The 23,528-nt window shown below is 54.1% G+C and carries 23 protein-coding genes; 21 read left to right on the forward strand and 2 right to left on the reverse strand.

All coding sequences use genetic code 11. The features are described from left to right. The first annotated feature begins 3 nt into the window (after positions 1-3). The 9 genes from flgD to flgL all read left to right on the forward strand — a co-directional run bounded on the left by flgD (position 4) and on the right by flgL (position 9,018). Positions 4-702, forward strand: coding sequence for a flagellar hook assembly protein FlgD (gene flgD, locus ACFK9X_RS10125; RefSeq protein WP_151116316.1), 699 nt, complete (start codon positions 4-6; stop codon positions 700-702). 26 nt (positions 703-728) lie between these two features. After that, positions 729-1,940: a flagellar hook protein FlgE gene (gene flgE / locus ACFK9X_RS10130; RefSeq protein ID WP_000010567.1), complete on the forward strand. Its 1,212-nt coding sequence runs from the start codon at positions 729-731 to the stop codon at positions 1,938-1,940. 20 nt (positions 1,941-1,960) lie between these two features. Beyond that, positions 1,961-2,716: a flagellar basal body rod protein FlgF gene (locus ACFK9X_RS10135; protein WP_000349278.1), complete on the forward strand. Its 756-nt coding sequence runs from the start codon at positions 1,961-1,963 to the stop codon at positions 2,714-2,716. 13 nt (positions 2,717-2,729) lie between these two features. Then, positions 2,730-3,512 (forward strand): flagellar basal-body rod protein FlgG, encoded by a 783-nt coding sequence (flgG, locus tag ACFK9X_RS10140; RefSeq protein ID WP_000625851.1) that lies wholly within the window; start codon positions 2,730-2,732, stop codon positions 3,510-3,512. A gap of 54 nt (positions 3,513-3,566) precedes the next feature. Beyond that, on the forward strand, positions 3,567-4,265 hold the full coding sequence (flgH, locus tag ACFK9X_RS10145; RefSeq protein ID WP_001174897.1) for a flagellar basal body L-ring protein FlgH: 699 nt from the start codon (positions 3,567-3,569) through the stop codon (positions 4,263-4,265). An 11-nt stretch (positions 4,266-4,276) separates the two neighbouring features. Further along, positions 4,277-5,374 carry a flagellar basal body P-ring protein FlgI gene (locus ACFK9X_RS10150; protein WP_151116318.1) on the forward strand — a complete coding sequence of 366 codons (1,098 nt, stop codon included), beginning with the start codon at positions 4,277-4,279 and terminating at the stop codon, positions 5,372-5,374. Then, positions 5,374-6,324 (forward strand): flagellar assembly peptidoglycan hydrolase FlgJ, encoded by a 951-nt coding sequence (gene flgJ, locus ACFK9X_RS10155; protein WP_000578685.1) that lies wholly within the window; start codon positions 5,374-5,376, stop codon positions 6,322-6,324. Before ACFK9X_RS10150 ends, flgJ begins: the two co-directional genes overlap by 1 nt. 64 nt (positions 6,325-6,388) lie before the next feature. Continuing rightward, on the forward strand, positions 6,389-8,050 hold the full coding sequence (flgK, locus tag ACFK9X_RS10160) for a flagellar hook-associated protein FlgK (RefSeq protein WP_000096425.1): 1,662 nt from the start codon (positions 6,389-6,391) through the stop codon (positions 8,048-8,050). Between the two features lie 14 nt (positions 8,051-8,064). Then, positions 8,065-9,018, forward strand: a complete 954-nt coding sequence (gene flgL / locus ACFK9X_RS10165) for a flagellar hook-associated protein FlgL (protein WP_001223032.1) — start codon at positions 8,065-8,067, stop codon at positions 9,016-9,018. Between the two features lie 256 nt (positions 9,019-9,274). Here the strand turns inward: flgL and rne are convergent, their stop codons facing one another. Then, positions 9,275-12,478, reverse strand: a complete 3,204-nt coding sequence (gene rne, locus ACFK9X_RS10170; protein ID WP_151116320.1) for a ribonuclease E — start codon at positions 12,476-12,478, stop codon at positions 9,275-9,277. 573 nt (positions 12,479-13,051) lie between these two features. On the opposite strand from rne, the gene rluC reads away from it, so the two are divergent. From rluC to ACFK9X_RS10185, 3 genes are all read left to right on the forward strand, one after another. Further along, positions 13,052-14,011 carry a 23S rRNA pseudouridine(955/2504/2580) synthase RluC gene (gene rluC / locus ACFK9X_RS10175; protein WP_151116322.1) on the forward strand — a complete coding sequence of 320 codons (960 nt, stop codon included), beginning with the start codon at positions 13,052-13,054 and terminating at the stop codon, positions 14,009-14,011. A 155-nt stretch (positions 14,012-14,166) separates the two neighbouring features. After that, positions 14,167-14,910 carry a DUF3053 domain-containing protein gene (locus ACFK9X_RS10180; RefSeq protein ID WP_151117930.1) on the forward strand — a complete coding sequence of 248 codons (744 nt, stop codon included), beginning with the start codon at positions 14,167-14,169 and terminating at the stop codon, positions 14,908-14,910. A gap of 202 nt (positions 14,911-15,112) precedes the next feature. Further along, positions 15,113-15,337, forward strand: a complete 225-nt coding sequence (locus ACFK9X_RS10185; protein WP_000528428.1) for a hypothetical protein — start codon at positions 15,113-15,115, stop codon at positions 15,335-15,337. Between the two features lie 71 nt (positions 15,338-15,408). Here the strand turns inward: ACFK9X_RS10185 and ACFK9X_RS10190 are convergent, their stop codons facing one another. Further along, a complete protein-coding gene (locus ACFK9X_RS10190) occupies positions 15,409-15,993 on the reverse strand; it encodes a nucleoside triphosphate pyrophosphatase (RefSeq protein WP_001137607.1) in 585 nt (194 codons plus the stop codon). A 197-nt stretch (positions 15,994-16,190) separates the two neighbouring features. Here ACFK9X_RS10190 and yceD point away from each other — a divergent pair, with 197 nt between their 5' ends. The 9 genes from yceD (at position 16,191) to pabC (ending at position 23,527) form a co-directional block, all read left to right on the forward strand. Further along, positions 16,191-16,712, forward strand: coding sequence for a 23S rRNA accumulation protein YceD (gene yceD, locus ACFK9X_RS10195; protein ID WP_001174492.1), 522 nt, complete (start codon positions 16,191-16,193; stop codon positions 16,710-16,712). A gap of 51 nt (positions 16,713-16,763) precedes the next feature. Beyond that, on the forward strand, positions 16,764-16,937 hold the full coding sequence (gene rpmF, locus ACFK9X_RS10200; RefSeq protein WP_000290727.1) for a 50S ribosomal protein L32: 174 nt from the start codon (positions 16,764-16,766) through the stop codon (positions 16,935-16,937). 133 nt (positions 16,938-17,070) lie between these two features. Next, positions 17,071-18,150, forward strand: a complete 1,080-nt coding sequence (gene plsX / locus ACFK9X_RS10205; RefSeq protein ID WP_001518286.1) for a phosphate acyltransferase PlsX — start codon at positions 17,071-17,073, stop codon at positions 18,148-18,150. Between the two features lie 79 nt (positions 18,151-18,229). Beyond that, positions 18,230-19,183 carry a beta-ketoacyl-ACP synthase III gene (gene fabH, locus ACFK9X_RS10210; protein ID WP_000288148.1) on the forward strand — a complete coding sequence of 318 codons (954 nt, stop codon included), beginning with the start codon at positions 18,230-18,232 and terminating at the stop codon, positions 19,181-19,183. A gap of 15 nt (positions 19,184-19,198) precedes the next feature. Next, positions 19,199-20,128, forward strand: a complete 930-nt coding sequence (fabD, locus tag ACFK9X_RS10215; protein ID WP_151116324.1) for an ACP S-malonyltransferase — start codon at positions 19,199-19,201, stop codon at positions 20,126-20,128. 12 nt (positions 20,129-20,140) lie between these two features. Continuing rightward, positions 20,141-20,875: a 3-oxoacyl-ACP reductase FabG gene (fabG, locus tag ACFK9X_RS10220; protein WP_000007236.1), complete on the forward strand. Its 735-nt coding sequence runs from the start codon at positions 20,141-20,143 to the stop codon at positions 20,873-20,875. Between the two features lie 155 nt (positions 20,876-21,030). Continuing rightward, positions 21,031-21,267 carry an acyl carrier protein gene (gene acpP, locus ACFK9X_RS10225; protein WP_000103754.1) on the forward strand — a complete coding sequence of 79 codons (237 nt, stop codon included), beginning with the start codon at positions 21,031-21,033 and terminating at the stop codon, positions 21,265-21,267. Positions 21,268-21,352: 85 nt separating this feature from the next. Continuing rightward, positions 21,353-22,594, forward strand: coding sequence for a beta-ketoacyl-ACP synthase II (gene fabF / locus ACFK9X_RS10230; RefSeq protein ID WP_151116326.1), 1,242 nt, complete (start codon positions 21,353-21,355; stop codon positions 22,592-22,594). A 123-nt stretch (positions 22,595-22,717) separates the two neighbouring features. Beyond that, positions 22,718-23,527, forward strand: coding sequence for an aminodeoxychorismate lyase (pabC, locus tag ACFK9X_RS10235; RefSeq protein ID WP_000478653.1), 810 nt, complete (start codon positions 22,718-22,720; stop codon positions 23,525-23,527). Position 23,528: the final 1 nt, after the last annotated feature.

Below are 23,528 nucleotides of genomic sequence, written 5' to 3' on the forward strand. Positions count from 1 at the left end.
CGTATGTCTATTACCGTAAATATGAATGACCCGACCAACACGGGCGTCAAAACGACGACCGGCAGCGGGTCGATGACCGGAAGCAACGCTGCCGATCTGCAAAGCAGTTTCCTGACCTTACTGGTCGCGCAATTGAAGAACCAGGACCCGACTAACCCATTACAAAATAATGAGTTAACGACACAGTTGGCGCAAATCAGTACCGTGAGCGGCATTGAAAAACTGAATACGACGCTGGGGGCTATTTCCGGGCAAATCGATAATAGTCAGTCCCTACAGGCGACCACGCTGATTGGACATGGCGTTATGGTGCCTGGCACCACAATTCTGGCGGGTAAAGGCGCGGAAGAAGGGGCCGTGACGTCCACGACGCCGTTTGGCGTGGAATTGCAACAGCCTGCGGACAAAGTGACGGCAACCATTACCGATAAAGATGGCCGGGTGGTACGGACGCTGGAGATCGGTGAGTTGCGAGCCGGGGTACACACCTTTACCTGGGATGGTAAGCAAACGGACGGAACAACGGTACCGAATGGTTCTTACAACATTGCGATTACCGCCAGCAATGGCGGGACGCAACTGGTGGCGCAGCCGCTGCAATTCGCTCTGGTACAGGGCGTGACGAAGGGCAGTAACGGCAACCTGTTGGATCTGGGGACCTACGGCACCACCACACTCGACGAAGTTCGGCAAATAATCTAAGCCCTTACACTTATCAGGAGTCAGTCATGTCTTTTTCTCAAGCGGTTAGCGGCCTGAACGCTGCGGCCACCAACCTTGATGTTATCGGTAATAACATCGCCAACTCCGCCACCTATGGCTTTAAGTCCGGTACGGCATCATTTGCCGATATGTTCGCCGGTTCCAAAGTGGGGCTGGGCGTAAAAGTGGCGGGGATTACCCAGGATTTTACCGACGGTACGACAACGAACACCGGGCGCGGGCTGGATGTCGCGATTAGCCAGAACGGTTTTTTCCGCCTGGTAGACAGCAACGGTTCCGTGTTCTATAGCCGCAACGGCCAGTTCAAACTGGACGAGAACCGTAACCTGGTCAATATGCAGGGGATGCAGTTGACCGGCTATCCGGCCACCGGTACGCCGCCGACCATTCAGCAGGGGGCGAATCCTGCGCCGATCACCATTCCGAACACGCTGATGGCGGCGAAATCGACCACCACCGCGTCAATGCAGATCAACCTGAACTCAACGGACCCTGTACCGTCTAAAACGCCCTTTAGCGTGAGTGATGCGGATTCGTATAACAAAAAAGGCACCGTCACCGTTTATGACAGCCAGGGTAATGCCCATGACATGAACGTCTATTTTGTGAAAACCAAAGATAATGAATGGGCTGTGTACACCCATGACAGCAGCGATCCTGCAGCCACTGCGCCAACAACGGCGTCCACTACGCTGAAATTCAATGAAAACGGGATTCTGGAGTCTGGCGGTACGGTGAACATCACCACCGGTACGATTAATGGCGCGACAGCGGCCACCTTCTCCCTCAGCTTCCTTAACTCCATGCAGCAGAACACCGGGGCTAATAACATCGTCGCCACCAATCAAAACGGCTATAAGCCGGGCGACCTGGTGAGCTACCAGATTAACAACGACGGCACCGTGGTTGGCAACTACTCCAACGAGCAGGAGCAGGTGCTGGGGCAGATTGTGCTGGCTAACTTCGCCAACAACGAAGGTCTGGCATCCCAGGGCGATAACGTCTGGGCGGCGACGCAGGCTTCCGGGGTTGCGCTGCTGGGGACTGCCGGTTCCGGCAACTTCGGTAAGCTGACGAACGGCGCGCTGGAAGCCTCTAACGTGGATTTGAGTAAAGAGCTGGTGAATATGATCGTCGCGCAGCGTAACTACCAGTCGAATGCGCAGACCATCAAAACTCAGGACCAGATCCTCAATACGCTGGTTAACCTGCGCTAAGCGCCTGACGGGATAGCTTAATGGATCACGCAATTTATACCGCTATGGGGGCGGCCAGCCAGACGCTTAACCAGCAGGCGGTAACGGCCAGCAACCTGGCTAATGCCTCAACGCCGGGCTTTCGCGCGCAGCTTAACGCGCTACGCGCGGTGCCCGTTGATGGCCTCTCTTTAGCAACGCGCACGCTGGTTACGGCGTCGACGCCCGGGGCGGATATGACCCCGGGTCAGTTGGACTACACCTCCCGTCCGCTGGATGTCGCGTTACAGCAGGACGGCTGGCTGGTAGTGCAAGCGGCGGATGGCGCTGAAGGATATACCCGTAACGGGAATATCCAGGTGGGTCCGACCGGGCAGTTAACCATTCAGGGACATCCGGTTATCGGCGAAGGCGGCCCGATTACCGTTCCTGAAGGGTCGGAAATCACCATTGCGGCAGACGGCACGATCTCCGCGCTCAATCCCGGCGACCCGCCAAACACGGTGGCGCCCGTTGGGCGACTGAAGCTGGTCAAAGCGGAAGGCAATGAGGTGCAGCGGAGCGATGACGGTTTATTCCGCCTTACCGCCGAGGCACAGGCTGAACGCGGGGCGGTACTGGCCGCCGACCCGTCAATTCGCATTATGTCGGGCGTGCTGGAGGGCAGTAACGTCAAGCCGGTTGAAGCCATGACCGACATGATCGCCAACGCACGTCGTTTTGAAATGCAGATGAAGGTTATCACCAGCGTAGATGAGAACGAAGGGCGAGCTAACCAACTGCTGTCGATGAGTTAATACAGGACATTTTATGATCAGTTCATTATGGATCGCCAAAACCGGTCTGGACGCGCAGCAAACCAATATGGATGTGATTGCCAATAACCTGGCAAACGTCAGCACCAATGGTTTTAAGCGTCAGCGCGCGGTATTTGAAGATCTGTTGTATCAGACCATCCGCCAGCCGGGCGCGCAGTCGTCCGAGCAGACGACGCTGCCTTCAGGGCTGCAAATCGGTACCGGCGTGCGTCCGGTCGCCACGGAGCGTCTGCACAGTCAGGGGAACCTGTCGCAGACCAACAACAGTAAAGATGTGGCGATTAAAGGGCAGGGCTTTTTCCAGGTCATGCTGCCGGACGGTACGTCTGCCTATACCCGCGACGGCTCTTTCCAGGTGGATCAGAATGGTCAACTGGTGACGGCGGGCGGTTTTCAGGTGCAGCCGGCAATCACCATTCCGGCCAACGCGTTAAGCATCACGATTGGCCGCGACGGCGTGGTCAGCGTGACCCAGCAGGGGCAGGCCGCGCCGGTTCAGGTCGGGCAGCTTAACCTGACCACCTTTATGAACGACACCGGGCTGGAAAGCATTGGCGAGAACCTCTATATCGAAACGCAATCGTCCGGCGCGCCGAACGAAAGCACGCCGGGGCTCAACGGCGCGGGGTTGTTGTATCAAGGGTATGTCGAAACGTCGAACGTTAACGTGGCGGAAGAGCTGGTGAACATGATTCAGGTTCAACGCGCCTATGAAATTAACAGTAAAGCAGTATCGACGACCGATCAGATGCTGCAGAAACTGACGCAACTCTAAGGGGCCGCCGGTGGGGGATACGCCACCGGCTCCCTGATTTTGAAGATGAAGGTAATGCAAAAATACGCGCTTCACGCTTACCCAGTTATGGCCCTGATGGTCGCGACGCTGACAGGATGCGCCTGGATACCCGCTAAACCGCTTGTGCAGGGGGCGACCACGGCGCAGCCGATACCTGGCCCGGTACCGGTGGCGAATGGCTCCATATTTCAGTCTGCGCAGCCGATTAATTATGGCTATCAGCCGCTTTTTGAAGATCGTCGACCGCGTAATATCGGCGATACGCTCACGATTGTGTTACAGGAAAACGTCAGCGCCAGTAAAAGCTCGTCGGCAAATGCCAGTCGCGACGGCAAAACCAGTTTTGGTTTTGATACGGTACCGCGTTATCTGCAGGGATTATTCGGTAATTCCCGCGCGGATATGGAGGCCTCCGGCGGCAACTCTTTTAACGGCAAAGGCGGCGCGAATGCCAGCAATACCTTTAGCGGCACGCTGACCGTGACCGTCGATCAGGTTCTGGCCAATGGCAATTTACACGTCGTGGGGGAAAAACAGATCGCGATTAATCAGGGAACGGAATTCATCCGCTTCTCCGGCGTGGTAAATCCACGCACCATCAGCGGCAGCAACTCTGTTCCCTCGACACAGGTGGCGGATGCGCGGATTGAATATGTCGGGAACGGCTATATTAACGAAGCGCAAAATATGGGCTGGCTGCAACGTTTCTTCCTTAATTTGTCGCCGATGTAAGCGAGGTGTATGTGTTTAAAGCTCTTGCAGGAATCGTTCTGGCACTGGTTGCCACTCTGGCGCACGCCGAGCGTATCCGGGATCTGACCAGTGTCCAGGGAGTACGGGAAAACTCGCTGATCGGCTACGGGCTGGTGGTCGGGCTGGACGGTACGGGCGACCAGACGACCCAGACGCCATTTACCACCCAGACGCTGAATAACATGCTGTCACAACTGGGGATTACGGTCCCCACCGGCACCAACATGCAGTTGAAAAACGTGGCGGCGGTGATGGTGACGGCGTCGTATCCGCCTTTTGCGCGACAGGGACAAACGATCGATGTCGTCGTTTCCTCAATGGGGAACGCTAAAAGTCTGCGTGGCGGGACGTTATTAATGACGCCGTTAAAAGGGGTGGACAGCCAGGTGTATGCTCTGGCGCAGGGCAATATTCTGGTCGGCGGCTCGGGCGCTTCCGCAGGCGGCAGTAGCGTGCAGGTTAACCAGCTTAATGGCGGGCGCATCACTAATGGCGCGATTATCGAACGCGAGTTGCCGACTCAGTTCGGCGCTGGCAACACCATTAATCTGCAATTGAACGACGAAGATTTTACGATGGCGCAGCAAATTACCGACGCCATCAACCGCGCCCGCGGTTACGGCAGCGCCACTGCGCTTGATGCGCGAACGGTACAGGTGCGCGTGCCCAGCGGCAACAGCTCGCAGGTGCGTTTTCTGGCGGACATTCAAAATATGGAAGTCAACGTGACGCCGCAGGATGCAAAAGTCGTGATCAACTCGCGTACCGGTTCGCTGGTCATGAATCGGGAAGTCACGCTGGATAGCTGCGCTGTGGCGCAGGGCAATTTGTCAGTGACAGTCAATCGCCAGCTCAACGTCAACCAGCCGAATACGCCATTTGGCGGCGGGCAGACCGTGGTGACGCCACAGACTCAGATAGATTTGCGTCAGAGCGGCGGATCGCTACAGAGCGTGCGTTCCAGCGCCAATCTGAACAGCGTAGTGCGCGCGCTGAATGCGCTTGGCGCGACGCCGATGGACCTGATGTCGATTTTGCAGTCCATGCAGAGCGCGGGCTGTCTACGCGCCAAACTGGAAATCATCTGATGATCGGAGACGGTAAATTGCTGGCCAGCGCGGCCTGGGATGCGCAATCTCTGAACGAACTGAAAGCGAAAGCGGGCCAGGACCCGGCGGCGAATATCCGTCCTGTGGCCCGTCAGGTGGAAGGGATGTTTGTGCAGATGATGCTGAAAAGTATGCGCGAGGCTTTACCCAAAGATGGTTTATTCAGCAGCGATCAGACGCGTCTGTATACCAGCATGTATGACCAACAGATCGCCCAGCAGATGACCGCCGGTAAGGGATTGGGGCTGGCGGATATGATGGTTAAACAGATGACGGGCGGGCAGACGATGCCTGCGGATGATGCGCCGCAAGTACCGCTTAAATTCTCCCTGGAGACGGTAAACAGTTATCAAAATCAGGCGCTGACCCAACTGGTGCGCAAAGCCATACCGAAAACGCCGGACAGCAGCGATGCGCCGCTCTCCGGCGACAGTAAAGACTTTCTGGCCCGGCTTTCGCTCCCGGCGAGGCTGGCCAGCGAACAAAGCGGGGTGCCGCATCATCTGATTCTGGCGCAGGCGGCGCTGGAGTCCGGCTGGGGGCAACGGCAAATCCTGCGGGAGAATGGCGAACCCAGCTATAACGTATTTGGCGTGAAAGCGACCGCCAGTTGGAAAGGGCCGGTGACGGAAATCACCACCACTGAATACGAGAATGGCGAAGCGAAAAAAGTGAAAGCGAAATTCCGCGTCTATAGCTCGTATCTGGAGGCATTATCGGATTATGTCGCGCTGTTAACGCGTAACCCACGCTACGCTGCCGTGACCACTGCCGCCACGGCAGAGCAGGGCGCAGTGGCTCTGCAAAACGCCGGATACGCCACTGACCCGAATTACGCGCGTAAATTGACCAGCATGATTCAGCAGTTGAAAGCGATGAGTGAAAAGGTCAGCAAAACCTACAGCGCGAATCTCGACAATCTCTTTTAAATTGCTCAAGTCCACGTAGTCGCTGCCGATAACAACGAGTATTGAAGGATTAAAAGGAACCATCATGTCCAGCTTGATTAATCACGCCATGAGCGGACTTAACGCCGCGCAGGCCGCGTTAAATACGGTCAGTAATAACATCAACAATTATAACGTTGCGGGTTATACCCGGCAGACAACTATTCTGGCGCAGGCAAACAGTACGTTAGGGGCTGGCGGCTGGATAGGTAATGGCGTTTACGTTTCAGGCGTACAGCGCGAATATGATGCGTTTATCACTAATCAGCTACGCGGCGCGCAAAACCAGAGCAGCGGCTTGACCACGCGCTATGAACAGATGTCGAAAATCGACAACCTGCTGGCCGATAAATCCAGCTCACTGTCTGGTTCGTTGCAGAGTTTTTTTACCAGCCTGCAAACGTTAGTCAGTAATGCGGAAGATCCTGCGGCGCGTCAGGCGCTGATTGGTAAAGCGGAAGGGCTGGTAAACCAGTTCAAAACCACCGATCAGTATCTGCGCGATCAGGATAAACAGGTCAATATCGCGATTGGCTCCAGCGTGGCGCAAATCAACAATTACGCGAAGCAGATAGCTAACCTGAACGATCAAATCTCCCGTATGACGGGCGTAGGCGCGGGCGCATCGCCGAACGACCTGCTCGATCAGCGTGATCAGTTGGTCAGCGAGCTTAACAAGATCGTTGGCGTCGAGGTGAGTGTACAGGACGGCGGCACCTATAACCTGACGATGGCCAATGGCTATACGCTGGTGCAGGGGTCGACGGCGCGTCAGTTGGCGGCGGTTCCCTCCAGCGCCGACCCGACGCGAACGACTGTCGCTTATGTCGATGAGGCCGCCGGTAACATCGAAATTCCGGAAAAGTTGCTGAACACCGGTTCGCTCGGCGGGCTACTGACGTTCCGTTCTCAGGATCTGGATCAGACTCGTAATACGCTGGGCCAGTTGGCGTTGGCGTTTGCCGATGCGTTTAACGCGCAGCATACCAAAGGTTATGACGCCGACGGCAATAAAGGGAAAGACTTCTTTAGCATTGGCTCGCCGGTGGTATATAGCAACAGTAATAATGCCGATAAAACGGTATCGCTAACCGCTAAGGTGGTCGACAGCACGAAGGTTCAGGCAACGGATTATAAGATTGTTTTTGACGGTACAGACTGGCAGGTTACTCGCACTGCGGATAACACCACCTTCACGGCGACAAAAGATGCTGACGGAAAACTGGAGATTGACGGTCTGAAAGTGACGGTAGGGACCGGCGCACAGAAAAACGACAGTTTTCTTCTCAAGCCGGTCAGCAATGCTATCGTCGACATGAACGTTAAAGTGACGAATGAAGCCGAGATTGCGATGGCGTCTGAGTCAAAACTCGATCCTGACGTGGATACCGGCGACAGCGATAACCGCAATGGTCAGGCATTGCTGGACTTACAAAACAGCAATGTAGTGGGCGGCAACAAAACTTTTAACGATGCTTACGCCACGTTGGTCAGCGATGTGGGTAACAAAACGTCAACGCTGAAAACCAGCAGCACCACGCAGGCGAATGTGGTTAAACAGCTTTATAAACAGCAACAGTCGGTTTCCGGCGTTAACCTCGACGAAGAGTACGGCAATTTGCAGCGTTATCAGCAGTATTATCTGGCGAATGCGCAAGTATTGCAGACCGCGAATGCGCTGTTTGATGCGTTATTGAATATTCGCTAAAGGAGAAGGATGACATGCGTATCAGTACCCAGATGATGTACGAACAAAATATGAGCGGCATCACTAATTCTCAGGCCGAATGGATGAAGCTGGGCGAGCAGATGTCTACCGGTAAGCGCGTTACCAACCCATCTGACGATCCGATCGCCGCGTCGCAGGCGGTAGTACTCTCTCAGGCGCAGGCGCAGAATAGCCAGTATGCCCTGGCGCGTACGTTTGCCACCCAAAAAGTGTCGCTGGAAGAAAGCGTACTCAGTCAGGTGACGACGGCGATTCAAACCGCGCAGGAAAAAATCGTCTATGCCGGAAACGGCACGTTAAGCGACGATGACCGCGCGTCGCTGGCGACGGATTTACAGGGGATCCGCGATCAGCTGATGAACCTGGCAAACAGCACTGACGGCAATGGTCGCTATATCTTTGCCGGGTATAAAACGGAAGCGGCGCCATTCGACCAGGCGACAGGTGGTTATCATGGCGGCGAGAAAAGTGTTACCCAGCAGGTGGATTCCGCACGCACGATGGTAATTGGCCATACGGGAGCGCAAATTTTTAATAGCATCACCAGCAATGCGGTGCCGGAACCGGATGGCTCGGACTCCGAAAAGAATCTGTTTGTCATGCTCGATACGGCAATTGCCGCGCTCAAGACCCCGGTGGAAGGCAATGACGTGGAAAAAGAAAAAGCCGCTGCCGCCATTGATAAAACCAATCGCGGCTTAAAAAATTCGCTTAATAACGTCCTGACCGTTCGTGCGGAACTGGGAACGCAACTGAGCGAACTCAGTACGCTGGATTCACTGGGAAGCGACCGTGCGCTGGGACAGAAGTTGCAGATGAGCAACCTGGTAGATGTGGACTGGAACTCGGTCATTTCTTCCTACGTCATGCAACAGGCGGCATTACAGGCGTCCTATAAAACGTTTACCGACATGCAGGGAATGTCGCTTTTCCAGTTGAACCGGTAACACCTCTTTTTGAAACATATCACGAAACTGGATATGTTTTGTCTGCCCGCGCCATCCACCCCGGCGCGGGCATTTTTTTAGTCGTCATTGAGTTAGTGGTCATATTGTCGCGCCCGTAGCGACGCCATCCGTACGTATTATCCCGCCCGATCTCATAAACGCCTGGAGTGACTAAAAGACGCCATGGGGTGAGGCATCGCCCTGTAAGGGGCATAAAAAAGCCGACCTGGCGGTCGGCTTTGTATCAGCATTTACATCATTCTACCGGCTGTGGGCGTGTCGCCGGGGCGCTGGCGTGACGTGTGGCGCTGTGTCCGCCTGCTGCGCCTTTACCTTCAAAGTGGAAGGAAGGGCGCTGCCAGTCGCTATGGTGCGGGGTTTCCGGCACATATTCCGGCGCTGGCGCACGCGTCATCGGCGCGCTGGCGTGGTTATGATCGTCAACGCAGACAACGTCCTGCGGTTTTTCCACCACCTGGGCCGGTGCGATAACGGTTTCTTCTGCCGTGTGCTCCACAACAGCCGCTTCCGCTTTTGTCTCTTCTTCTGGCTCGACAACGACAACATCAGCTACGTTTTCAGCCACCGTAATGGACGCGTCGGCGGTTTCTGCTACCGGTTCGGCGTCAGCAATAACCTCTTGCGCTTCCGGCGTATCGCTTTCGGCAATCAGTTGCGGCTGTTCATCAACCGGCGCGGCAATGACTTCCGGATGCGTTGTCTCGACTTCGACGACTTCCGACGTCTGTGGTTCGGCGACGGTCTGCGGCTCAACGGCAACGTTTTCTACTGCCTGTACCGACGCTTGTGGTTCGAGCGCTACGGTCGCAGCGATAACCTGCTGTTCAGCGACAACCGATTGTGGCAGCGCCAGATCTGCTTCACGCTGCTCTTCAACAACCTGCGTTTCCTGAGGACGGACAATCGGGTAGCGGATCCAGACTTTACCGGACGCCATTTCCGGCGACGCGCAGGCGACGGTTAACGGCATCGGCGATTGTGTCGGGTAGCGCTCGTCACGATAGCGACGGCGACGCTGACCGCTTACGCGCAGGTGGCGCGGAGAACGGCGGGAGCGACGCGGCATACCGGTATTATCGCGAGGTTCTACGCTATCATCCTGCTCCGGCGCGATATCGGCGACGACAGGTAAATCAACTTTCGCCAGCTCGGTACGCGGCGCTGGAACGGGCTGTTCAACGTTTTCAACCGGGCGTGGTTCGTCGACGACGACCGGCGTGTCAACCGTTTCAACCATTGCGCTGTTGGTAAAGCGGACTTTCTGATTAAGCTGACGCTGCTTGCGGCGCGGCTGAACCTGCTGAACGCGTTCTTCCTGCTCGGTCTCCTGGACAGGCTGTTCTTCGCGGTTAAGCGCTTTTACTTCCTGCTGCGCCTGGCGCTTGTCATCATTGCGGCGGCGGCTGCGTTCGCGACGCGGCGTCTGTTGCTGCTCATCGCCGGTTTTCACTTTTTCCGCCGTTTCCTGCTGGCGGGTATCGCGCGCTTCCGCATTTTGCTGCTGCGCCTGGCGACGGTTACGACGATTATCGTCGCGGCTCTCGCCGCCGTCACGTCCGGCACGGTTATCACGGGTGTCGCGGCGTTCGTTACGATCGCGACGGTTGTTCTGCCGTGGCTTGCGACGATCCTGCTGACGCTCCGCTTTTTCTTCCGCTTTCGGCGCGGCTGTTTCGACGGCTTTCGTTTCTTCACCACTGAACAGTTGTTTCAGCGCGTTAAGGAAGCGGCTAAACAGACCCGGCTGGGCAGGCTGCGCGGCGGCAACATTATCCTTTTTCGCCGTGGCGACGCTAACCGCCGGTTCGACAGGCGTCGGCGCCGGAGGCACATCTGGCATAGCGAATGTCGCCAGCGCAGGCTGTTCCGGGCGTTTACGCTCGGCGTACTCTTCTTCAGAAGGCAGCGCCATCGCTTCTTCGTGCAGTTTCGGCAGCATGTAGCTCAGGGTCGGCGTTTCTTCCCCTTTGCGTACGCGCAGCACGGAATAGTGCGGCGTTTCCATCTGATCGTTCGGGACGATGACACAGCGGACGCCATCCTGACGCGTCTCAATAGCGTTCACTGCCGTCCGTTTTTCGTTAAGCAGATAAGAGGCGATCGGCACCGGAACAATGGCATGGACTTCCTGCGTATTCTCTTTCAGCGCTTCTTCTTCAATCAGGCGCAGAATGGACAGCGACAGAGATTCGTTATCGCGCACGGTGCCGGTACCGCTACAGCGCGGACACACGTGATGGCTGGATTCGCCCAGCGACGGGCTCAGGCGCTGACGAGACATTTCGAGCAGGCCGAAGCGGGAAATATGGCTAATCTGAATACGCGCCCGGTCCTGACGTACCGCTTCACGCAGACGGTTTTCTACCGCGCGCTGGTGACGTACCGGCGTCATATCGATAAAGTCGATAACGATCAGGCCGCCCAGGTCGCGCAGACGCAACTGACGGGCAATCTCATCGGCCGCTTCGAGATTGGTGTTGAACGCGGTTTCTTCGATATCGCCGCCGCGAGTCGCGCGGGCGGAGTTGATATCGATGGCGGTTAACGCTTCGGTACTGTCAATGACGATGGAGCCGCCGGAGGGCAGGCGCACTTCACGCTGGAACGCTGACTCGATCTGCGATTCGATCTGGTAATGGCTGAACAACGGGATTTCACCGGTGTACAGCTTAATTTTGCTGCTAAAATCCGGGCGGCCCAACGCGGCGATATGCTGACGCGCCATTTCCATCACTTTTGGATTGTCGATCAGGATTTCACCGATATCCTGACGCAGATAGTCGCGAAACGCGCGTACGATGACGTTGCTTTCCTGATGGATCAGGAACGGCGCGGGACGGCTTTCAGCGGCTTTCTGAATGGCCTCCCAGTGTTTCAGGCGGAAGCTTAAATCCCACTGCAACGCTTCGGCGGATTTACCCACGCCCGCGGTACGCACGATAAGCCCCATCCCTTCAGGAAGTTCCAGGCTGGCCAACGCTTCTTTTAACTCGGTACGATCGTCGCCTTCAATGCGACGGGAAATACCACCCGCGCGCGGGTTATTCGGCATCAGTACCAGGTAGCTGCCCGCCAGACTGATAAAGGTGGTTAACGCCGCGCCTTTGTTGCCGCGCTCTTCTTTATCGATTTGAACAATGACTTCCTGGCCTTCGCGTAACACGTCTTTAATGTTCGGGCGACCATGAGCGCTGTAGTTAGCGGGGAAATATTCGCGGGCAATTTCTTTTAACGGGAGGAAACCGTGGCGTTCTGCGCCGTAATCAACAAAAGCCGCTTCCAGGCTCGGTTCAATACGGGTAATTTTGCCTTTATAGATGTTCGCTTTTTTCTGCTCGTGTCCGGGGCTTTCTATATCCAGATCGTACAGACGCTGCCCATCTACAAGGGCGACGCGCAACTCTTCCTGCTGAGTCGCGTTGATTAACATTCTTTTCATCGTAACTTACTCATTATTCTTACGTTGACGACTAAGCTGCGGGCATGGTGACGCCTTACCGGGCATGAACCGATGGCCTCGTGACTATTTCGCGTCGCCAACCTCACGGTTATCGTCAGCTCAAAGAGGCGCAGAGTGTCGGTTGCCTGTATTTCATACGGAAACACAGCGCAATTATCAGGGAAGCAGCCTGGGCATTACTCTCCAGAGAAGATCCTATCTACCGGTAAGGACTGCAACCCGCAGCCCGCTAACTGTCTGAAAAATCAATACGTCTTACGCCATTGCTGCGTTGATGATCGGTCAGACAAAATGGGTTATTCCGCTAAACTTTTTGTTTTAACAAGTTTCGGTGCGGAAACCGCATCATTATTCCACTGCTAACCTTGTTATAGCAAGATGACTTTTACCATTTATCACCCGCTTACTCACAGTTTTTTCACCAGCGCGAGCCAATCGCTTTAATAACCAGCAAAACCGCAGTGAAAAATGTTCATCCACTGGCGTAGACGTCTCTATAAGCATAGAAAAATGTGTGGCGCGAATCTCACAGGCTATTTAGAATCGCCCCCCATGAAAACAGAAACGCCATCCGTAAAAATTGTTGCTATCGCCGCTGACGAAGCGGGGCAACGCATTGATAACTTTTTGCGCACCCAACTGAAAGGGGTACCAAAAAGTATGATTTATCGCATCTTGCGTAAAGGCGAGGTGCGGGTGAACAAAAAACGCATTAAACCGGAATACAAACTGGAAGCGGGTGATAAAGTCCGCATTCCGCCGGTTCGCGTTGCTGAACGCGAAGAAGAGGCCGTGTCGCCGCATTTGCAAAAAGTGGCGGCGTTGGCGGACGTCATTTTGTATGAAGACGACCATATTCTGGTGCTGAATAAGCCTTCCGGCACCGCCGTACACGGCGGGAGCGGGTTAAGTTTTGGCGTCATCGAAGGGCTGCGGGCGTTGCGTCCGGAAGCGCGATTCCTGGAACTGGTGCATCGTCTTGACCGCGATACCTCCGGCGTGCTGTTGGTGGCGAAAAAACGCTCCGCGCTGCGTTCGCTGCATGAGCAACTGCGCGAAAAGGGAATGCAGAAAGATTATCTGGCGCTGGTGCGCGGCCAGTGGCAATCGCACGTTAAAACCGTACAGGCGCCATTATTAAAGAACATTCTGCAAAGTGGCGAACGCATTGTTCGCGTGAGCCAGGAAGGCAAACCGTCAGAAACGCGCTTCAAGGTGGAAGAGCGCTATGCCTTCGCCACGCTGGTGCGCTGTAGCCCGGTCACGGGCCGTACGCATCAGATTCGCGTACATACCCAATATGCCGGTCACCCTATTGCGTTCGACGATCGCTACGGCGACCGTGAGTTTGATCAACAGCTTACCGAAGCGGGAACCGGTCTTAAACGTCTCTTTCTGCACGCCGCGGCGCTGAAGTTCACGCATCCGGGAACGGGCGAAGTCATGCGCATTGAAGCGCCAATGGATAACGCCCTGAAGCGCTGTCTGCAGGTGCTGCGTAACACAAAATAGTTCCTCTTTCGGGCAGGTTATCTGCCCGAATCTCACTTTTCTCATAATATTTTTGTTTTGCTGTATCCGACGCATTTTTACCGTTGTGCACTGTTTATTCTTGCGATCCGGATTTCGGCGTGTTTAAGGACGAACAGATGGCCAATACTAGCTGGATGCGCTCATTTACTCAGCGTTGGGGAAAATACTTTATCGTGCCGTTCGTTATCGCGATGTTGGCCGGTTGCGAAGGGAAGGGCGATAGTTCACGACGGGCTTTCGTTGAGTATTTGAATACGCAAATCATTACGTCTCCCGTGGTGGGCGTCTGTGAGTTGACGCCAGCCCAACGTCAGGCTTTTGGTCATTACGCCGATGACTACGATGTACTATTAACTGCCTACGGGCAAATCTTTGCTGTGGTGTATGAGACCGGCCAGGAGGATAAGATCACCGGTGTTATCCAGTCTGAGCGTGATAATCTGGTTTTCCTGAACGAGCTACGTGTGGCTCGTGACGTAAACAATCGATTTATCCTTCGGTTGAAAAATGTGAGTAGTGAAAACAGAAAAAAATATTCTGCTTTAAAGCTCCCCTCTGATGTGAAGCCTGTCTTTGACGCTGCGTGGAATAAAACCGTAACACCGCTGGATGAGACGATGACTCGCTATTATTTTCTGCGCGGAAAGCGGCTCGACCAACTGGTCGCAATGGGCGAGTTTCTGCAAAAACAGGGAAATAAAGTCCGCTTTGAAACGAATGGAAAAGCGGTTTTTGCCGACCTGGCAGCAAAAGAACACTTTCAGGATCAACAAGTTAATTTTTTCATTACGCAGAATGATATAAACCATCTTACGCAGCAGATGGTTGAATTTATAAATAGTCAACAAGATGCGGCTGATGCTGGCGGCGTTAATTAAAGGAATGTGTCGTGAGGTGAAGCAATGTTAGGGGGGCGTAAACTCATCGCGAGATGGAATTTAACGAGTCGCAAGGGGAAGGTTTCAGGACAGTAAACGTCCTGAGAGTTGCTCGCGAGAATAAGTTCGTAAGCCGCTTTTGACGCCGTAGAGCGCGTCAGGCGAGTATTGAGAACATGTGTTTTTACAAAACTGAACTGAGATGGGGAATTCATTAACGCGCACGTATACCGCTGTTGATACCCTATGGGATAAAACGCACCGTACATCGGTTCGTAATGCCAATGCTTTTTTTCTGGTCGGTGAATGGATTGACCAGGAAACGGGCCCGCACGAAGAGAGTGAAGATCGGCAGGCGCTAAATTGTTCACAACAAGCGCTTTCCAGTTGGTTAGAACTGGAAGCGGTCGAAACTGCTCCCCAATAAACGGGAGATAACTACCAACACGTGCAGAAACGGCTTTTAGGGGTATTTGAAAAGCCTACAGAGTAGGCCGTTTACTGCTGTAGCGGGTTGAAGCCCTCCCGTCGCAGCATCTGGCACAGGGCAATAAGCGGCAAGCCGATCAGCGTGTTCGGATCGCGGCCCTCTAAGCGCTCAAATAATGCAATGCCTAAACCTTCGCTTTTAAAACTTCCCGCGCAGTGCAGCGGATGCTCTTTACGGACATAGTCGTCTATTTCCGCTTCGCTTAAATGGCGAAAATGAACGTCAAAAGGCTCCACTTCGGTTTGTAATTGCCCGGAGGCGGAGTTATACAGTGCCAGTCCGGTATAAAACGTCACAATATTTCCGCTGGCTTTGGCTAATTGCTGACGCGCTTTTTCTTCCGTCAGCGGTTTGCCGGTGATTTCGCCGTCCAGAACACAAATTTGGTCGGAGCCAATAATCAAATGATTCGGGAAACGCGCGGCGAGCGATTGCGCCTTCGCCTGCGCCAGCCGCAGCACCAACTGACGCGGCGCTTCGCCCGGCATGGGGGTTTCATCAACATCCGGCGCGGCGCATTCGAAAGGAATCGTCAGCTTTTCCAGCAGCGCGCGACGCCAGGGAGAGGTAGACGCAAGGATGAGACGGGGCATATTTTTTCCCTCAGATATAGCGTAATGATGAGAGCCATCTTAAACTATGCTCTTCGGTCTTCAAGCCTGTCATACTGACTCGTCTTGAGCGAAAATAAGTCTGTAACCCGCAATGTGTGCGAATTATTGGCAAAAGGCAACCGTAGGCTGCCTTTTTCTTTGACTATATGACGTTACGAAGTTAATATGCGCGCCCTATGCAAAAGGTAAAATTACCCCTGACTCTTGATCCGGTTCGTACCGCTCAAAAACGCCTTGATTACCAGGGTATCTATACCCCCGATCAGGTTGAGCGCGTTGCCGAATCTGTAGTCAGTGTGGACAGTGATGTGGAATGCTCCATGTCGTTCGCTATCGATAACCAGCGTCTCGCCGTTTTAACCGGCGATGCGGTCGTTACGGTGTCGCTCGAATGCCAGCGTTGCGGGAAACCGTTTACCCATCAGGTTCACACAACGTATTGTTTTAGCCCTGTCCGTTCCGACGAGCAGGCTGAAGCACTGCCGGAAGCGTATGAGCCGATTGAGGTAAACGAATTCGGCGAAATCGATCTGCTGGCGACGGTTGAAGATGAAATCATCCTCGCCTTGCCGGTAGTTCCGGTGCATGATTCTGAACACTGTGAAGTGTCCGAGGCGGACATGGTCTTTGGCGAACTGCCTGATGAAGCGCAAAAGCCAAACCCATTTGCCGTATTAGCCAGCTTAAAGCGTAAGTAATAGGTCTTCCCCGCGGACGCAGGGATAAACCGTAATTGAGGAGTAAGGTCCATGGCCGTACAACAGAATAAACCAACCCGTTCCAAACGTGGCATGCGTCGTTCCCATGACGCTCTGACCGCAGTCACCAGCCTGTCTGTAGACAAAACTTCTGGTGAAAAACACCTGCGTCACCACATCACTGCCGACGGTTACTACCGCGGCCGTAAGGTCATCGCTAAGTAATCGCGCGATACTCGATGCCTTTTGCATCACAGGCGTGCCTGTGGTGTAAAAGCCGAAGAGTACAAGCGTGATAAAGCTTAGTGAGGATTTCTCCGCGTAAGCGGAGAACACCGAACCAGGCAGCGACGATACCTTGACACGTCTAACCCTGGCGTTAGATGTCATGGGGGGCGATTTTGGTCCTTCCGTGACGGTGCCTGCAGCATTGCAGGCACTGAACGCTAATTCGCAGCTCACTCTTCTTTTAGTCGGGAATCCCGATATTATCACGCCATTACTTGCCAAAGCTGACTTTGAACAACGTTCGCGTCTGCAGATTATCCCTGCACAGTCAGTTATTGCCAGTGATGCCCGGCCTTCGCAGGCGATCCGCGCCAGTCGCGGGACATCCATGCGTGTGGCCCTGGAGCTTGTGAAAGAAGGCCGAGCCGAAGCTTGCGTTAGCGCCGGTAATACCGGGGCGCTGATGGGGCTGGCGAAATTATTGCTCAAGCCTCTTGAGGGGATTGAGCGTCCGGCGTTGGTGACGGTATTACCGCACCAGCAAAAGGGCAAAACGGTAGTGCTTGATTTGGGGGCCAACGTCGACTGTGACAGTACCATGCTGGTGCAGTTTGCCGTGATGGGCGCCGTTTTGGCGGAAGAGGTCGTCGGGATCAAAAATCCCCGCGTGGCGCTACTCAATATCGGGGAAGAAGAAACCAAAGGCCTCGACAGTATTCGCGAAGCCTCTTTAATGTTAAAAACAGTCCCAACCATCAATTACATCGGCTACCTTGAGGCGAATGAGTTACTGACGGGAAAAACCGATGTATTGGTGTGTGACGGCTTTACAGGCAATGTCACACTTAAAACGATGGAGGGGGTTGTCAGAATGTTCCTTTCACTGCTGAAATCACAGGGTGAGGGGAAAAAACGGTCGTGGTGGCTGCTGTTATTAAAACGTTGGTTACAAAAAAGCCTGACGAGGCGATTCAGTCACCTCAACCCCGACCAGTATAATGGCGCCTGTCTGTTAGGATTGCGCGGCACGGTGATAAAAAGTCATGGTGCGGCCAATCAGCGAGCATTTGCAGTCGCGATTGAACAGGCAGTGCAGGCGGTGCAGCGACAAGTTCCTCAGCGAATTGCCGCTCGCCTGGAATCTGTATACCCAGCCGGATTTGAACCGCTGGACGATGGCAAAGGCGTAAACCTGCGGGCGCACAGATAATATCGCTGTCTCCCCGGCGCCGCCAGCGTGCCAGACGTTTACAGGTAACGGTATATAACCGAAAAGTGACTGAGCGTACATGTATACGAAGATTATTGGTACTGGCAGCTATCTGCCCGAACAAGTGCGGACTAACGCCGATCTGGAAAAAATGGTTGAGACCTCTGACGAGTGGATTGTCACTCGTACAGGTATTCGTGAACGCCATATCGCCGCGCCGAATGAAACTGTCGCGACGATGGGCTTTACCGCTGCGAATCGCGCGATTGAGATGGCGGGGATCGATAAAGACCAAATTGGCTTGATTGTGGTGGCTACCACATCAGCAACGCATGCATTTCCAAGCGCGGCATGTCAGATTCAAAGTATGCTCGGTATTAAAGGCTGCCCGGCGTTTGATGTCGCGGCAGCGTGCGCAGGTTTCACCTACGCGTTAAGCATCGCCGACCAGTACGTTAAATCCGGCGCGGTTAAACACGCGCTGGTGGTCGGTTCCGATGTATTAGCCCGCACTTGCGATCCTGGCGATCGCGGTACGATCATTATTTTCGGCGATGGCGCAGGCGCGGCCGTACTGAGCGCTTCTGAAGAACCGGGTATTATCTCCACTCATCTTCATGCCGATGGCCGTTACGGTGAATTACTGACCCTGCCGAATGCCGATCGCGTAAATCCGGATAACCCGATTTACCTGACGATGGCGGGCAATGAAGTCTTTAAAGTGGCGGTCACTGAACTGGCGCATATTGTCGATGAGACGCTGGCGGCTAATAACCTGGATCGCTCAGAACTCGATTGGCTGGTGCCGCATCAGGCTAACCTGCGTATCATTAGCGCGACAGCGAAAAAACTCGGCATGTCGATGGACAATGTCGTCGTCACGCTGGACAGGCACGGCAATACCTCCGCGGCTTCTGTGCCGTGCGCGCTGGATGAAGCCGTGCGTGACGGGCGAATTAAAGCCGGTCAGCTGGTATTGCTTGAAGCCTTCGGGGGTGGATTCACCTGGGGCTCCGCGCTGATTCGTTTCTAGTATAAGGATTTAAACATGACGCAATTTGCATTTGTGTTCCCCGGTCAGGGTTCTCAGAGCGTTGGGATGTTGGCCGAGATGGCGGCAAATTACCCTATCGTAGAAGAAACGTTTGCTGAAGCTTCTGCGGCTCTGGGATATGATCTGTGGGCGCTCACCCAGCAAGGTCCAGTGGAAGAACTGAATAAAACCTGGCAGACGCAGCCGGCGTTATTAACCGCTTCCGTCGCGCTTTGGCGCGTTTGGCAGCAGCAGGGCGGTAAAATGCCTGCGTTAATGGTAGGTCACAGCCTGGGCGAATATTCCGCGCTGGTTTGCGCTGGCGTCATCAACTTTGCTGATGCCGTTCGTCTGGTGGAAATGCGCGGTAAATTCATGCAGGAAGCGGTTCCGGAAGGTACTGGCGGCATGTCTGCGATCATCGGGCTGGATGATGCCTCTATTGCTAAAGCCTGTGAAGAATCTGCCGAAGGGCAGGTTGTTTCGCCGGTTAACTTTAACTCGCCGGGACAGGTGGTTATCGCCGGGCATAAAGAGGCGGTAGAACGCGCGGGCGCAGCCTGTAAAGCCGCTGGCGCGAAACGCGCGCTGCCGCTGCCGGTGAGCGTACCGTCGCACTGCGCGCTGATGAAACCAGCGGCAGATAAGCTGGCGGTTGAATTAGCCAAAATTACCTTTAACGCGCCAACGGTGCCGGTAGTGAACAACGTTGACGTGAAATGTGAAACCGATGCCGCCGCTATCCGCGATGCGCTGGTTCGCCAGTTGTACAATCCGGTACAGTGGACGAAGAGCGTGGAATTTATCGCGGCGCAGGGCGTTGAACATCTTTATGAAGTGGGTCCAGGTAAAGTCCTCACTGGTCTGACGAAACGTATTGTCGACACCCTGACAGCGTCGGCGCTGAACGAGCCGGCGGCGCTGTCTGCGGCACTTACGCAATAAAAGAGGAAAACCATGAGCTTTGAAGGAAAGATTGCGCTGGTGACTGGTGCAAGCCGTGGCATAGGCCGCGCAATTGCAGAGACTCTCGTTGCCCGCGGCGCGAAAGTTATCGGGACTGCGACCAGTGAAAATGGTGCGAAGAACATTAGCGACTATTTAGGTGCTAACGGGAAAGGTTTGATGTTGAATGTGACCGATCCTGCATCTATTGAATCTGTTCTGGAAAATATTCGCGCAGAATTTGGTGAAGTGGATATCCTGGTTAATAATGCCGGTATCACTCGTGATAATCTGTTGATGCGAATGAAAGATGATGAGTGGAACGATATTATCGAAACCAACTTATCATCCGTTTTCCGCCTGTCAAAAGCGGTAATGCGCGCTATGATGAAAAAGCGTTGTGGTCGCATTATCACTATTGGTTCTGTGGTTGGTACCATGGGAAATGCAGGTCAGGCAAACTACGCTGCGGCGAAAGCGGGCCTGATCGGTTTCAGTAAATCACTGGCGCGTGAAGTTGCGTCCCGTGGTATTACTGTCAATGTTGTGGCTCCGGGTTTTATTGAAACGGACATGACGCGTGCGCTGTCTGACGATCAGCGTGCGGGTATCCTGGCGCAGGTGCCTGCGGGTCGCCTCGGCGGCGCTCAGGAAATCGCCAGTGCGGTTGCATTTTTAGCCTCTGACGAAGCGAGTTACATCACTGGTGAGACTCTGCACGTCAACGGCGGAATGTACATGGTTTAATCACGATTGAAAAATATTTGCGTTATTAGGGCGAAAGGCCGCAAAATAACGTAAAATCGTGGTAAGACCTGCCGGGATTTAGTTGCAAATTTTTCAACATTTTATACACTACGAAAACCATCGCGAAAGCGAGTTTTGATAGGAAATTTAAGAGTATGAGCACTATCGAAGAACGCGTTAAGAAAATTATCGGCGAACAGCTGGGCGTTAAGCAGGAAGAAGTAACCAACAATGCTTCTTTCGTTGAAGACCTGGGCGCAGATTCTCTTGACACCGTTGAGCTGGTAATGGCTCTGGAAGAAGAGTTTGATACTGAGATTCCGGACGAAGAAGCTGAGAAAATCACCACCGTTCAGGCTGCCATTGATTACATCAACGGCCACCAGGCGTAAGTGAACATCTCCAGGCGGTCGTTCGACCGCCTGAGTTTTATCTTTTTGTCCCACTAGAATCATTTTCCCTCCCTGGAGGACAACCGTGTCTAAGCGTCGTGTAGTTGTGACCGGACTGGGCATGTTGTCTCCTGTCGGCAATACCGTAGAGTCTACCTGGAAAGCTCTCCTTGCCGGTCAGAGTGGCATCAGCCTGATCGACCATTTCGATACTAGCGCCTATGCAACGAAATTTGCTGGCTTAGTAAAGGATTTTAACTGTGATGATATTATCTCGCGCAAAGAACAGCGCAAGATGGATGCCTTCATTCAATATGGAATTGTCGCTGGCGTACAGGCCATGCAGGATTCTGGCCTTGAAGTGACGGAAGAGAACGCAAGCCGTATTGGCGCCGCTATCGGCTCCGGTATCGGTGGTCTCGGTCTGATCGAAGAAAACCACAGTTCGCTGGTAAAAGGCGGACCGCGTAAGATTAGCCCGTTCTTTGTCCCGTCGACGATTGTTAACATGGTAGCAGGCCATCTGACTATCATGTATGGCCTGCGTGGGCCAAGCATCTCTATTGCGACTGCCTGTACTTCAGGCGTGCATAACATCGGCCATGCCGCGCGTATCATCGCCTATGGCGATGCGGACGCGATGGTGGCAGGTGGCGCAGAAAAAGCCAGTACGCCGCTGGGCGTAGGCGGTTTTGGCGCAGCGCGCGCGCTGTCGACCCGCAACGATAACCCACAGGCGGCGAGCCGTCCGTGGGATAAAGAACGCGATGGTTTTGTACTGGGCGACGGCGCCGGTATGTTGGTGCTTGAAGAGTACGAACATGCAAAAGCGCGTGGTGCGAAAATCTATGCTGAAATCGTCGGCTTTGGTATGAGCAGCGATGCTTACCATATGACGTCGCCGCCGGAAAATGGCGCAGGCGCTGCGCTGGCGATGGTTAACGCGTTGCGTGATGCCGCGATTGAGCCTGCTCAGATTGGCTACGTCAACGCGCACGGCACGTCGACGCTTGCCGGCGACAAAGCTGAGACGCAGGCGGTTAAGTCAGTCTTTGGCGATGCCGCAAGCCGAGTGATGGTGAGCTCGACCAAATCGATGACCGGCCATCTGTTGGGCGCCGCAGGCGCAGTAGAGTCTATTTTCTCTATTCTGGCGCTACGCGATCAGGCCATTCCGCCAACCATTAATCTGGATAACCCGGATGAAGGTTGCGATCTGGACTTCGTGCCGCATGAAGCGCGCCAGGTCAGCGATCTGGAGTACGCTCTGTGTAACTCCTTTGGTTTTGGCGGAACTAACGGTTCCTTGATCTTTAAAAAGATCTAAGTTAAGCCAGAGACAGACATTAATAAAAAGGTCCGCTTGTCGGGCCTTTTTTATCAGGCATATCACCTCTTGTTCTGCGTTATTCATCCTGCCACACTAGCAGGCGACGGATAAGGAGCCACTATGTTTTTAATTAATGGCCATGCGCAGGATCAACTTGCTGTAAGCGACCGGGCGACGCAGTTCGGCGATGGCAGTTTTACGACCGCACGTATTGTTGATGGCAACATTTGCCATCTGGAAGCGCATCTTCAGCGCTTGCAGGTTGCCTGTGAAAAATTACGGATCGCTTTTAGCCATTGGGCGACCCTTCGGCAAGAGATGACAATGTTGGCCACAGGGCATGATTCAGGCGTGTTGAAAGTGATCATTAGCCGTGGCAGCGGCGGCCGGGGATACAGCGCCATGAATTGTCAGGCAGCTACCCGAATCCTCTCCGTTTCTGCTTATCCCGCTTATTATTCTCAGTGGCGTAAGCAAGGCATCACTCTTACCCTTAGTCCCATACCGCTTGGGCGCAATCCTTATCTTGCCGGATTAAAACATCTGAACCGCCTCGAACAGGTGTTGATTCGCTCTCATCTTGAGCAGACGGACGCCGATGAGGCGCTGGTTCTTGACAGCGAGGGATGGGTTACGGAATGCTGTGCGGCTAATTTGTTCTGGCGTACAGGCGACATTGTTTTTACGCCGCGTCTGGATCAGGCTGGGGTGAACGGCATTATGCGACAATTTTGTTTACGCCAACTGGCGCAATCTCCTTTCCAGGTTCTTGAAGTACAGGCGAGAGAGGAGGCAGTCAGGCAGGCGGATGAGATTATCATTTGCAACGCGCTAATGCCGATTATTCCCATACGCGCCTATCACGGGACGTCGTATTCTTCGCGAACACTGTTTCAATTTTTAGCCCCATTTTGTGAGCATCCGAATTAGT

The sequence above is a fragment of the Salmonella sp. WC3 genome, from assembly GCF_042932255.1.
Classification (GTDB): domain Bacteria; phylum Pseudomonadota; class Gammaproteobacteria; order Enterobacterales; family Enterobacteriaceae; genus Salmonella; species Salmonella enterica.